The sequence below is a fragment of the Streptomyces sp. NPDC030814 genome (assembly GCF_055572155.1).
Genome location: NZ_JBVIDX010000003.1, coordinates 59,803 through 71,798, shown reverse-complemented (window position 1 = coordinate 71,798; position 11,996 = coordinate 59,803). Strand labels below are relative to the sequence as shown.

10 protein-coding genes are annotated in these 11,996 nt (G+C 72.3%); 4 read left to right on the top strand and 6 right to left on the bottom strand.

Translation table 11 applies throughout. The annotated features are described in order from the left end of the window. The first annotated feature begins 197 nt into the window (after positions 1–197). The gene (locus tag ACZ43N_RS07175; RefSeq protein ID WP_468095634.1) at positions 198–1,640 is read left to right on the top strand and encodes a hypothetical protein; all 1,443 of its coding nucleotides are present in this window, start codon (positions 198–200) and stop codon (positions 1,638–1,640) included. A 143-nt stretch (positions 1,641–1,783) separates the two neighbouring features. Next, positions 1,784–1,945: a hypothetical protein gene (locus ACZ43N_RS07170; RefSeq protein WP_468095632.1), complete on the top strand. Its 162-nt coding sequence runs from the start codon at positions 1,784–1,786 to the stop codon at positions 1,943–1,945. Between the two features lie 559 nt (positions 1,946–2,504). Here ACZ43N_RS07170 and ACZ43N_RS07165 read toward each other — a convergent pair. The 5 genes from ACZ43N_RS07165 to ACZ43N_RS07145 form a co-directional block, all read right to left on the bottom strand. Further along, complete coding sequence (locus ACZ43N_RS07165) at positions 2,505–3,455, bottom strand: 3-oxoacyl-ACP reductase (RefSeq protein ID WP_468095631.1); 951 nt, start codon at positions 3,453–3,455, stop codon at positions 2,505–2,507. A gap of 103 nt (positions 3,456–3,558) precedes the next feature. After that, positions 3,559–4,635, bottom strand: a complete 1,077-nt coding sequence (locus tag ACZ43N_RS07160; RefSeq protein WP_468095630.1) for a Zn-dependent alcohol dehydrogenase — start codon at positions 4,633–4,635, stop codon at positions 3,559–3,561. A gap of 93 nt (positions 4,636–4,728) precedes the next feature. Next, complete coding sequence (locus ACZ43N_RS07155) at positions 4,729–5,589, bottom strand: MaoC/PaaZ C-terminal domain-containing protein (protein WP_468095629.1); 861 nt, start codon at positions 5,587–5,589, stop codon at positions 4,729–4,731. Between the two features lie 267 nt (positions 5,590–5,856). Next, positions 5,857–6,774, bottom strand: a complete 918-nt coding sequence (locus ACZ43N_RS07150) for a hypothetical protein (protein WP_468095628.1) — start codon at positions 6,772–6,774, stop codon at positions 5,857–5,859. After that, a complete protein-coding gene (locus ACZ43N_RS07145) occupies positions 6,771–7,310 on the bottom strand; it encodes a SigE family RNA polymerase sigma factor (RefSeq protein ID WP_468095627.1) in 540 nt (179 codons plus the stop codon). The genes ACZ43N_RS07150 and ACZ43N_RS07145 overlap by 4 nt, the downstream gene beginning before the upstream one ends. Positions 7,311–7,542: 232 nt before the next feature. On the opposite strand from ACZ43N_RS07145, the gene ACZ43N_RS07140 reads away from it, so the two are divergent. Together ACZ43N_RS07140 and ACZ43N_RS07135 are read left to right on the top strand one after the other, a co-directional pair. Further along, entirely contained in the window at positions 7,543–9,030 is a 1,488-nt protein-coding gene (locus ACZ43N_RS07140; RefSeq protein WP_468095626.1) for an MFS transporter, read from the top strand. A gap of 140 nt (positions 9,031–9,170) precedes the next feature. After that, positions 9,171–9,821: a class I SAM-dependent methyltransferase gene (locus ACZ43N_RS07135; RefSeq protein WP_468095625.1), complete on the top strand. Its 651-nt coding sequence runs from the start codon at positions 9,171–9,173 to the stop codon at positions 9,819–9,821. Between the two features lie 18 nt (positions 9,822–9,839). Here ACZ43N_RS07135 and ACZ43N_RS07130 read toward each other — a convergent pair whose 3' ends face one another. Then, a complete protein-coding gene (locus tag ACZ43N_RS07130; protein ID WP_468095624.1) occupies positions 9,840–11,972 on the bottom strand; it encodes a restriction endonuclease in 2,133 nt (710 codons plus the stop codon). Positions 11,973–11,996 lie beyond the last annotated feature (24 nt).

Genomic DNA, 11,996 nt, shown 5'->3' with positions numbered 1-11,996 from the left:
TCTCCGTACCTCCGGCGGGCCGATGGTCACCCTCTCCCCGGCGTGACCGCCCCCGCCCCCGACCTGCCCGCCAGCACATTCCGCGCCGTTCCCTCAGGTGAATCGCGGGACGAGCACCCTTATGTGTGAAGGGGAAGCCCGGTTGCCCCACGTCTGTGCGTGCGAAAACTAGCTTCGTGGCCGGAGGTGATCGAACGATGACGGCCTGTGCATCCCCATCCCCCGCGACGGGCCACGGGAACGAGACGGGACAGGGGCACGACGAGAGCGAGGAAGGCGGCCCCGGCGACGAGAAGAAACGGTACGCGTCGCCGCCCGGCTGCGTGATCACCGCGGACGGGAGCTATGCGGCCCGCCTCGCCCTCGCCGGCGACGAGTCCTGGTTTCCCGAGCGCTGGACCCTGGACGGCCCCGAGCCGTACGCCGTACCGCTGCCCGCCAGTCAGCCCGAGGAACCCGGCACCGAGGTCCTTCCCCTGACCGACGGCCGTGTCCTCATTCACCGGCTGGCGGCCGAACGGCATCTGTTCTCGCTCCTCTACCCGACCGGCCCCGGCACCGGCGAACTGCTCCTCGGCGCGGTCGACTGCGGGGATCCCGCCACCGAGGTGCGGCTGTTGCCGCCCGGTCCGTGCGGGGAGTGGGCGTACGCCCTCGCCGTGGGCCGGAGTTCCACGGTGGTGTGGCTGGTGGCGGGCGGAGCGTTCGGGCCGGAACGGGTGGCGGAGGTGCCTGGGCGGTGCTCGGGCGGGGTCTGGCTGGACGGGTCGGGCCGACTGCTCGCCCTGGACCGGGAGTCGGACGGCCGCACGAAGACGGTCGTGGTGGACCTGGAGCGGGACGGCGAGGTCTCGCCCCTCCTTCAGATCGCGGACGACAGCAACGACCGGCTGCTGCTGGCCGATCCCGACAGCGGGCTGCTGCTGATCAGTTCGGACGCGCCCTCGCCCGGCCGGGACCGGCTGGGCTGGGGCGTGCTGGGCAGCACCCTGCCGGTCCGCTTCCCGGAGTGCCTGCGGGGCCCCGAAGGCCACCGCATCACCCCGTTCGCCATCCAGCCGGGCCAGATCCTGACACCGGAGAGCTGCGCGGTCGCTCTGTGCGTGGACGGTGCCCGGGGCAGCTGGGTCGGTCTGTGGCGCCCGGCCTCCCGCCAGGTCCACCACCTACCGGCCCCCGAGGGGTGGTTGACGGGGGCGGGCCTGTGGACCAGGGACGGAGTGCTGCACCTGCCGTACGCGACGCGGGCGGTGCGCTGCGGGCTGGCCCGGGTGGGCGTGTCCTGGGACGAGGACCCGGATTCCGGTGAACCGGCCCATGAGGGTGCGCGGGGAACGCCTGCGGCGGGCGAGGGGGCGTCGCCGGGTGTGTGCGGTATGCCGGGGGAATCCGGTGTGGTGCTGGGCGAACCAGGTGTGGTGCTGGTTGAACCAGGTGTGCTCAGTGAGTCCGGTGAGCCCCCTGTGCCCAGTGAGCCCGGTGGGGCAGGGATGCCGGGGCCGGTGGGGGCCGAGGGTCTCCCCGGGGCTTCGCCCGGACCCGCGGGTGCGGCGGCGGGCGGACCCGCCCCCGCCCGGCCCGTGCCGTTGCAACAGGCGCCGCTGGAAGGACGGATGAGCGAGGAGGTGACCGTCGGATGAGGTACTCGTGTCGGGCCTGTATACGTTTTGGTCAAGGTGACACGGCGGAGGCCGACACGCCCTTGGGTGCCTTCGGATCGTGTGCCGAAGCCCGATAAACTCACCCGCCTGTAAGAAGATCATGCCGACGGGGAACACTTTCCATGAGCGACGCGCACACCACTCAGCCGCCCACTGCCGACCCCCACGAGGCGGAAGGCCATGGCAGGCACCGGGGCCAGATCTCGGCCCACGACGCCGAGACGACGCCTCGCGGGCGTCACCGCAAGCCGGTGGAGAAGGCGGAGACGACGACGGCCGCCTGAACCGCGGCACACGTCATGTCCGATCGGTCCGGACAGTCGATCTGAAGAAACGTCAATCCGACACCGGACCGCTCACCGGTGCAACACCCGGCCCCGCCCCGTCACCGACGGGACGGGGCCGCTGCCGTTCCGCCGCTCGGGCCCGGCCAGCGGCACGGGGCCGAGCAGCCGAGGGGTCAGCCGACCGAGACGGGCCGGCCGAGCAAGGCCGTCCGGCCGAAGTGGATCAACCGGCCGAGGCAGGTCAACCAGTTGAGGCGGGCCAGCCGGACGAGACGGGGTCAGCCGAACGAGACGGGTCAACCGATTGAGGCAGGCCAGCCCGTTGAGGCGGGCCAGCCGAACGAGACGGATCAACCGGCCGACGCAGGCCAGCCGAACGAAACGGAGTCAGCCGGCCGCCGCAGGCCAGCCGAACAAGACGGAGCCAGCCGAACGAGACGAATCAACCGGCCGAGGCAGGCCAGCCGAACGAGACAGGGGTCAGCCGAACGGGACGGAGTCAGCCGGTTGACGCGAGGTCAGCCGGTTGACGCGGGGTCACCCTGACGACGCGGAGTCAGCCGGATCCCTCTCGTCTCCGGAGCCCCAGCACCTCCGTCGCCGCGAAGGTCTCCCCCTGGGGGCGGTCGGCGTAGTACGGCGTGAGGAGGCCGTCCAGTTCGTCGTAGGTGAACGTGTCCTGCTTGGTGTCGAACTGCGCCTGTACACGCGGCCGTTCGACGACCGCGACCATGCCGCCGTGGACGACGAGGAGCTGTCCGTTGATGTGGCCGGCGGCCGGCGAGGCCAGGTAGCCGACGAGCGGGGCGACATGTTCGGGGGCGAGCGGGTCGGGGCCCCGCTCGGGACGGGCGAGGCCGGCGAACACGTCCTCCGTCATCCGGGTCCGGGCCCGGGGGCAGATCACGTTCGCCGTGACGCCGTACCGGGCGAGCGCCTGGGCCGAGGACGTGGTCAGACCGACAATGCCGCCCTTGGCTGCCGCGTAGTTGGGCTGGCCGGCCGAGCCGGCGAGGAACGCCTCCGACGAGGTGTTCACGATCCGCCCGTACACCGGCTCATCCGTCGCCTTCGCCCTCGTACGCCAGTGCGCGGACGCGAAACGGATCGTGTTGAAGTGGCCCTTGAGGTGGACCCGGATCACCGAGTCCCACTCGTCCTCGGACATCGAGAAGACCATCCGGTCACGGAGGATGCCCGCGTTGTTGACCAGGATGTCCAGCTTTCCGAACTCCTCGATCGCCGACTCGACCAGCTCCCGCGCCTGGCGGTGGTCGGCGACGTCACCGGTGTGGACGAGGGCACGGCCGCCCGCGGCCCGTATCTCCGCCGCCACCTCCTCGGCGGGCCCGGTGGACGCGCCCCCGGTGCCGTCCCGGCCCGGCTGCCCGTAGTCGTTGACGACGACGGCCGCGCCGAGCCGGGCGAGTTCCAGCGCCTCGGCCCGGCCGAGGCCCCGGCCCGCGCCAGTGACGATCGCCGACAGTCCCTCCAGTGGCAATGACATGGGCATCCTTGAAGTCGTCGGAGTTCGACCAGTCGGCGGGGACGCCCAGGCCGTCCTGGGCGTGCGGGTCCGCCTCGGAAATCGCCCCCGGTGTCCGGGTACGTCAGATTTCTATGCAGGTCCGCAGCGCCGCTCCCGTGCGCATCTGGTCGAGGGCCTCGTTGATGTCGGCGAGCGGCACCCGGTGGGTGATCAGGCCCTCCAGGTCGATCCGGCCGGCCCGCCACAGGGCGATGGCCCGCTCGTAGGAGCGCAGGACGTCGCCGCCGCCGTACATGGAGGGCAGGATGCGCTTCTCGTCGAAGAACAGCTCGAACATGCTGAGCTGGAGGAAGTCGTCCATGGCGCCCGCGCCGACGACGACGAGGGTGCCGCCGCGCCGGGTGTTCTCGTACGCGGTGCGGGCGGTGGCCGAGCGGCCGACGACCTCGAAGACGTAGTCGAAGCCCTCGCCGCCGGTGACGGACTGCCTGGTGTCGGCCAGTTCCTCCGGGGAGACGGCCTTGGTGGCGCCGAACGTGAGGGCGGCCTCGCGGCGTGAGGCCACCGGGTCCACGGCGACGATCTCGGCGGCGCCCTTGAGCCGGGCGCCCTGGATGGCCGAGATGCCGACACCGCCGCAGCCGATGACGGCGACCGAGGAACCGGCCTCGACGTCGGCGGTGTTGAGGGCCGCGCCGAGCCCGGTGGTGACCCCGCAGCCGATGAGGGCGGCGACGTCGAACGGCACGTCGTCGGGGATGGGCACGGCGCACCCGGCGTCGACGACGACCTCCTCGGCGAAGGTGCCGGTGCCCGCGAAGCCGAAGAGGTCACCGGTGGGCCGCTTGAAGTTGGGGGTGCCGGCGTTGAGGAACCCGGCCAGGCACAGCTGGGTCTGGCCGCGCTTGCACGCGGGACAGCTGCCGCAGGCCGGCAGCCAGCAGACGACGACCCGGTCGCCGGGCTTCAGGCCGCTCACGCCCTCCCCCACGTCGAGGATCTCGCCGGCGCCCTCGTGTCCGGGGACGAACGGCCCGGGCTGCGGCAGCACCCCGGCCATCGCGGACAGGTCCGAGTGGCACAGCCCCGTGGCCCGCACCCGGATCTTCACCCTGCCCGGCCCGAAGCCCGCCACCTCGACGTCGTCGAGCACCTCCAGCTTGTCCTGGCCGATCTCGTGCAGTACGGCTGCGCGCATGGTGCGGCTCCCCTCTGGAGTACCGGCCGGCAGTAACCCGTCAGGGGTACGGAACCTGTCCGGCGTACAAGACCTACGGTTGTGCTGAGCTGGTCATTCGTGCTCGACCAGGGTGTCCGCCAGGACCGGCGCGTCCTCCCGGTCGACGGCGCTCACCGCCACATGGACCGAGCGGTCGTCCGGCCGCCACATCCGGATGCGGAGGGTCTCGCCCGGGAAGACGACTCCCGCGAAGCGGGTGCCGTACGAGCGGACCCGGGCGACCTCACCGTCGAGCACCGTGTCCACCACCGCCTTGAGCGTGATGCCGTATGTGCACAGCCCGTGCAGGATCGGCCGGTCGAACCCGGCGCGGGCGGCGAACTCCGGGTCGGCGTGCAGCGGGTTCCAGTCGCCGGAGAGGCGGTAGAGCAGCGCCTGGTCCTCTCGTACGACGCGCTCGACCTCCTTGTCGGGGGCGGTGGACGGGGGCTCCTGGCGGGCGGACGGGCCGCGCTCGCCACCCCAGCCGCCCTCGCCCCGGACGAAGATCTGGGCCTCGTTCGTCCACAGCGGGCCGTCGGTGTCGGCCACGTCGGTGCGCATGACCAGCACGGCGGCCTTGCCCTTGTCGTACACCGCCGCCACCCGTGAGGTCGCGGTCGCCCGGCCCTCGACGGGGAGGGGCCGGTGCACTGCGACACGCTGGCCGCCGTGCAGGACCTTGGCGAGGTCCACGTCCACGCCCGGGGCGTTCAGCCCGCCGATGACATCCGGTGAGCCGGCGCCCGCGACGGTGGCGAAGCTCGGCAGGACATGCAGCCGGGATTCCAGGGTGTACCGCAGCTCGTCGGGGTCGGTCGCGGGGACGCCGGCACCGATGCCGAGGTGGTAGAGCAGAACGTCCTTGCGAGTCCAGGTGATCTCGGCGGAACGGGGCTCGGCCGCGAGGGCCTTGGCTGCGTCGATGGGCATGGGGCTCCTGTTCTCGGAAGAACCTCGGAACCTCGGCACGACCGTCCGCACCAGCGGCCGCGCCGAGGTCGTCACAGGGGTCCGGAACCCGCCCTTCTAGAACGCGTTCCAGTCCGGCGACCCTCTGTATAGCCGAGGCACGTGCACTTGTGAAGACTCCTGACGCCGTGTCAGATGTGGATCGCCGGCCACCGCAGGCGCCGGGGCCGACCCCGCGTGCCCACCCCCGTAGGCCACCCGGCAGCCACCGCCCGATCCGTCACCTGATCACCGCACCACCTTCGCCGACTCGTACTCCGTCCCCTTCGGCGCGAGGGCCACGAACCAGCTCACGGGGGAGTCCTCGGCGTCGACGATGCGGGGGTTGCGGAGGTCCTCGTACCCCGGCAGGTCGGTCTCGCGATTGACGTCCAAGGAGGTGCCGTCCGACCAGGTGACGCGGACCTGTTGGGCCGTCGGGGCGACCTCACCGATGACGAGGCGCTTGGGGGCGTCGCCCTTGTCCTGATCGCCCGTGGGCAGGACCATCGCGAAGGCTTGCAGATCACTGCCGGACGCGGTCCACTCCTCACCGTCGATCACCCCGTCGGTCCGACCCCGGCCCACGGACAGGTGAACGAAGTGCCAGGCCCGTCCGACGAGTTCGGCGGGGTCGTCCACGTCCGTGGGCTGGTCCCCGCGCAGGGCCATCGCGGCGAGCTGTCTCTCCGCCTCCCGCGCGGTCCTCGGGGCGTCCCAGAAGTCGACCGTGACCTTCCAGGCACTGCCCCCGTCGCGCCCCGAGGCCAGTTCGGTCGACTCCGGTCGATCAACGTGCCGCTGCTCGGGCTTCACCGGTTCCGTGGCGGCCGGGGGCACCGCGACCCGGCGGCCCCCGTCCGTCGCTCCGGCCAGAGCCAGAGCCCCCGTGGAGCCCCCGAGCACCACGGTCACCGCAGCCGCCATGGCCCAGCGGCGGGCCTTGCGGCGCCGGCCGCCCCGGACGACCGCCTGATAGGGGGCCATGCCGATCTCCACCCGGTCGGTCGCGTCCGCCAGCAGCAGGGCGATGTCCCTCTCCAGTGCCGTACACCCGGTGAGGCCGCCGAGCGTGCCGTCGCCATGGATGCCGTCGTCCCGCGTCATGTCCCGCTCCGCCTTCCCGTGCCCGCCGTCGATGCCGTGTGTGTCGTCCGCGTCCCTCACTTCCGCCCTCCCTGCGTCACCGTCTCGGCCAGTCCCGGTATGGCGCGGAGCTTCGCGATCCCCTTCGCCGCGTTGCTCTTCACCGAGCCCACGGAGCAGCCCATCGCCTCCGCTGCCTGGTTCTCGCTCAGGTCCTCCCAGTACCGCAGGACCACGGCCTCCCGCTGCCGGGGCGGCAGTTGGGAGAGCGCGGTGAGGAGCGCGCTGCGGTCGTCGGCCTGAGCGATGCGGTCCCCGCTGTCCGGCACCTCGGGCACCAGATCCGAGTCGCTCCTCGGCGCCAGGAACTCCTTGAGGCGTCTGCGGTGTCTGCGCGCATGGGCGTTGATCATCACCCGCCGCACATAGGTGTCCGGGTCGTCCGTGGAAGCGACCCGGCGCCAGGCCGCGTAGACCTGCTCCAGCGTCGTCTGTACCAGGTCCTCCGCGGCGTGCTGCTCCCCCGTGAGGAGAAATGCCGTGCGCATCAGCCGTGGCCAGCGACCGACGAGGAAGCTCTGGAACTCCTTGTCCCGAGCCTGTTTCCGATCCCCCATGAGCACCTCCTAGATGTCTTTAACAGTCCACGAGGGCCCGGATCCGTTGCCTCGTCCGGCGGAGAAGTCTCGACGTCACCCAGTTCCAGCGCGCCCCCTCCCCAGCTGACGGACGATCACATTCCCATGAGCAGGTCAAGCTTTCATTAGCTACTCAAACCATCGGAATAGTTGCCCTGGTCGACGAGGTTCCGATGGCCCGCACCTTCGTCCGGCCAGGAGGCCCCGCTCGATGACGCACCCGCCCACCCCAGCCGCCCCCCAGCCGACCACGAGAACCAACGGCGGGATCGTCCCCGTGCTGGCCTTCGCGGGCATCGTGGTCGCGGTGATGCAGACGCTGCTGGTCCCAGTGATCAAGGACCTCCCCCAGCTCCTCGACACCACGCCCGGCAACGCCACCTGGGTCCTGACCTCCACCCTCCTGTCGGGCGCCGTGGCCACCCCGATCATGGGCCGTCTCGGCGACCTCCACGGCAAGCGCCGGTTGCTGCTCGCCAGCCTGGCGGTAATGGTGGTCGGCGCGCTGATCAGCGGCTTCACCAGTGAGCTGGTCCCGATGATCGTGGGCCGCACGCTCCAGGGCTTCGCCATGGGCGCGATCCCGCTGGGCATCGGCCTGATGCGCGACGAGCTGCCCCGCGAACGCCTCGGCTCCGCGATGGCCCTGATGAGCTCGTCCATAGGCGTCGGCGGCGGACTCGCGCTGCCGCTGGCCGCGGCCGTCGCCCAGAACACCGACTGGCACGTCCTCTTCTTCGGCGCGGCCGGCCTCGGCGTCCTGTCGATCGCCCTCACCGTCATCACGGTCCCCGAGACGAAGACCCGCGCCGAGGGCACCTTCGACCTCCTCGGGGCGCTCGGCCTCTCCCTCGGCCTGGTCCTCTTCCTCCTGCCCATCACCAAGGGAAGCGACTGGGGCTGGACCTCCGTGACCACACTCGGCCTGTTCGCCGCGTCGGCCGTGGTCCTGCTCCTGTGGGGCGTCCTGGAGCTGCGCGTCACCGCGCCCCTGGTGGACCTGCGCACGACCGCCCGCCGCGAGGTGCTCCTCACCAACCTCGCCTCGATCATGGTCGGCGTCTCCTTCTACGTCGTCTCCCTCGTCCTGCCGCAGCTCCTCCAGCTGCCCACCGCCACCGGCTACGGGCTCGGCCAGTCGATGGTCGTCGCCGGCCTGTGCGTGGCCCCGCTCGGCCTGACGATGATGTTCACCGCGCCCGTCTACGCCCGGCTGTCCGCCAAGTACGGCCCGAGGACCACCCTCATCCTCGGCCTGGCGATCATCGCCGTCGGCTACGGCGCGGGTCTCGGGCTGATGAGCGCCGCCTGGCAGACGGTGGTGGTGTCGGTGCTCCTCGGCACGGGTATCGGCCTCGCCTACTCCTCGCTTCCGGCGCTGATCGTCGGCGCCGTCGACCCGTCCGAGACAGGTGCCGCGAACGGCCTCAACACCCTCATGCGCTCCATCGGCACGTCCGTGTCGAGCGCCGTCATCGGCATGGTGCTCGCCGACACCGCGAACCACGTCGGCGGTGTCGCGGTCCCCACCATGCACGGCTTCCGGATGTCCTTCCTGATCGCCACCGCCGCGGTGGCCGTCGGCATCCTCCTCGCCGTGTTCCTCCCCGGCCGCCGCCCCGTGAACGGCCCGACGCTCCGGGCGAGCAGTGCGGCGGACACAACAGCCGTCGAACGTCCGGCCGAGCGGGTGTCCTGACCGCGACCGCGTCCAGCGGACGGGTGTCCTGACGCCGCCGACCGGCCGCATGGCAGCATGGGGCACTCCCGGGGACGTACGGCCACGAGGCCCCGTTCCGCGCCCGACCCACCCATGCCTGCGCCACCACGGAGGACCCCATGCCCGCGGCCCCCAAGCCGGAGATCCTCGCCGCGTTCGAGTCGGCCAAGGGGTTCATGCCCGTCGGCGAGGGGCTGGCCCTGTACGCGGCGGCCGTGGAGGCGGGGCGCCTGGGGCTCCCGCTGCTGGAGGTCGGCACGTACTGCGGCCGCTCGACGATCCTCCTCGCGGACGCGGCGCGCGAGGCGGGCGTCACGGCCCTCACGGTCGACCACCACCGGGGCAGCGAGGAGCAGCAGCCGGGCTGGGAGTACCACGACCCGGAGACCGTCGACCCCGAGATCGGCCTGATGGACACGCTGCCCACCTTCCGCCGCACCCTGCACCGGGCGGGCCTGGAGGAGCACGTGATCGCCCTGGTGGGACGCTCCCCGCAGGTGGCGAAGGTCTGGAACTCCCCCCTCGCCCTCGTCTTCGTCGACGGCGGCCACACCGACGAGCACGCCACCGCCGACTACGAGGGCTGGGCCCCGCATGTCGCCGAGGGCGGCCTCCTCGTCATCCACGACGTCTTCCCCGACCCGGTGGACGAGTTCACCGGCCAGGCCCCCTACCGCGTCTACCTGCGGGCCCTCGCCTCGGGCGCCTTCACGGAGGTGTCGGTGACGGACTCGCTGCGGGTGCTGCGGCGCACGGCTGCCGGTGTCTGACACGACCTCCAGGGCCGCCTACGCCACCTCGATCCCGTAGTCCTGGACCAGTTCCTCCAGGCCGCCGCGGTAGCCCTTGCCGCCGAGGACGAAGTCCCAGTCTCCGTTGGCGCGGCGGCGGAACGAGCCGAGGACCAGGGCGGTCTCGCCCGGGCGGCCGTCTGAGACGTCGAGCCGGCCTTGTTCGGTGCGTGAGGGGTCCAGGAGCCGGATGCAGGCGTCGGTGAAGCCGGACAGGTCGGCGTCCGGGTTGACGGCGGGGTCGATCGCCGCCACGAGGACGAGCCGGTCGGCCTCGGCGGGCAGCGTGTCGAAGGAAACCAGGATCGCGGCCTTGTCCGGTGCCGTCGGAGGGAGCGCGCGGACCGTGTCGTCGGGGGTGCGCAGGTTGTTGTAGAAGACGAAGTGGTCGTCGCTGAGCACCCGGTTGCCGCGGCAGACGAGCGCGCAGACGTCCAGGGCGACGGTGCCGCGCCAGCCCATGCCCAGCACGCTGTGGTCGCCCCCTGCCCCCGACGGGGGCTCCGCGTCCGGGCCGGTGGCCGGGGCCGTGGCCAGTGCCTGCCGGGGGTCCGGTGCCGTCCGCTGGGCGGGGACGGCGCGCCCGCCGTCGCCGAGGCGCCCGCGCAGGCCGTGCCGGTGGAGCAGGTCGACGAGTTCGCTGCCGGAGACGAGTTCGAGCGGCTTGCCGTTGGCGAAGGTGTGCGAGCCGGGGCCGAACTTGGACGTCGTCACCAGAACGCCCTTGTTGGCGCCGGCGTGCTGGACGGTGCCGTAGAGGTCCCGGACGGCCGTCGGCGGCACGGTGTTGCGGTAGCGCTTGACCTGGACGACGATCTTGCCGCCGCGGATTGGCGTCGGGTCGAGGGCGTCGACGTCCACACCACCGTCGTTCGAGCGCTGGGTGGTGACCGCCTGCATCCCCATGGCCTGGAAGAGCTCGGCGACCAGTGCCTCGAAGGCGACCGGGTCCATCTCCAGCAGGTCGGGGTCCTCGTCGCCGCCGTGGGTGACGACACCGTTGCCGACGTCGGCGGGCCGGCGGCCCGGCCGTACGGCGGTGCGCTGGTCCGGCTTCGCGGACAGCTGGCCGCGGAGCCCGTCGAGCAGACAGTCGACGGCGTTGACCTGCTCCAGGTTCAGGCCGGTGAACACCGGGCGCGGTGCCATGACGCTCGCGAGGACGATCGGCGCGCGCCGGCCGGTCGCCGGATCGTGGTCGTCGACGAACCCGTTCAGCGTGACCGCCTCGAGGGCGCCGAACTCGTCGGCCGCGAAGAGGTCGTGCAGCACGAGCAGGACGCACTGCGCGAGGACGTCCCGGTAGAGGGCGCGCCGCTGGGTGACGGGCCGGGCCGTCTCCTTGTCCTGGTCGACGCCGGGCTGGTAGCGCACGGACTTCGCCTCGGGGACGACATCGAAGCGGGGCAGCTCCCAGTCGAGGACGAGTTCGCGGGCGGCCGCGTCGTAGGCGGCACGGACCTGGCGGGGGAAGCCCTCTGGCCAGGCGGCGGAGGCGTAGAGCGCGGCGGAGAAGTACTCGACGGCGGCCTCCGGGTCGCTGCCGGCACGCAGGGCCGCCGTCATCTCGGCGATGCCCGCGTTGTGCCGGCGGACGTCGGCCAGTTGTCCGTCGGCCCACTGCTGGTACTGCCGCTGGTACTGGTCGAGTTGCCGCTGCCGCTGGGCCTCCGCCGCCTGTGCCGCGTGCCAGTCCTGCTCGAACCGGGCCCGTGCCTCGGCCTGCGCCTGGGCCCGCCGGCCGGCGGTCCAGCCGCCCTGGGCCTGGTAGTGGGCGGGGTCCGGCATGGGCACGGGCTGGGCGAGCACGCCGGGGGCGAAGGGCTCCAGCTGTTCGGAGCGGGTGAGGGAGGCGGCGCGGAACGCCGGGGCCCGGCAGCCTGCGGCCAGCAGCCCCTGGAGGGCGGCGACCTGCGCGTCCAGTTCCTCGGTGCGCCGCCGGGCCTCCGCCTCACGCTGCTGCCGGTACGCCTGCTGCTGCTCGCGGTGGCTGCGGGCCACCTCCCGCTGGTACGCGCGCTGCTGCCGCTCGTACTCGCGTTGCTGCCTGGCCCGCGCCTCCAGCTGACGCTGCTGCTGGCGCTGCGCCTCGGCCCAGACCCCGACCAACCCGTTGGAGCGACGACTCATCCGTTACAGGCCCTCCCCCCAGGA

Excerpts from the sequence above, each read along its gene's own strand:
- ACZ43N_RS07175 (WP_468095634.1), top strand. The coding sequence starts at position 198 with ATGACGGCCTGTGCATCCCCATCCCCCGCGACGGGCCACGGGAACGAG.
- ACZ43N_RS07170 (WP_468095632.1), top strand. The coding sequence starts at position 1,784 with ATGAGCGACGCGCACACCACTCAGCCGCCCACTGCCGACCCCCACGAG.
- ACZ43N_RS07165 (WP_468095631.1), bottom strand. The coding sequence starts at position 3,455 with ATGTCATTGCCACTGGAGGGACTGTCGGCGATCGTCACTGGCGCGGGC.
- ACZ43N_RS07160 (WP_468095630.1), bottom strand. The coding sequence starts at position 4,635 with ATGCGCGCAGCCGTACTGCACGAGATCGGCCAGGACAAGCTGGAGGTG.
- ACZ43N_RS07155 (WP_468095629.1), bottom strand. The coding sequence starts at position 5,589 with ATGCCCATCGACGCAGCCAAGGCCCTCGCGGCCGAGCCCCGTTCCGCC.
- ACZ43N_RS07145 (WP_468095627.1), bottom strand. The coding sequence starts at position 7,310 with ATGGGGGATCGGAAACAGGCTCGGGACAAGGAGTTCCAGAGCTTCCTC.
- ACZ43N_RS07140 (WP_468095626.1), top strand. The coding sequence starts at position 7,543 with ATGACGCACCCGCCCACCCCAGCCGCCCCCCAGCCGACCACGAGAACC.
- ACZ43N_RS07135 (WP_468095625.1), top strand. The coding sequence starts at position 9,171 with ATGCCCGCGGCCCCCAAGCCGGAGATCCTCGCCGCGTTCGAGTCGGCC.
- ACZ43N_RS07130 (WP_468095624.1), bottom strand. The coding sequence starts at position 11,972 with ATGAGTCGTCGCTCCAACGGGTTGGTCGGGGTCTGGGCCGAGGCGCAG.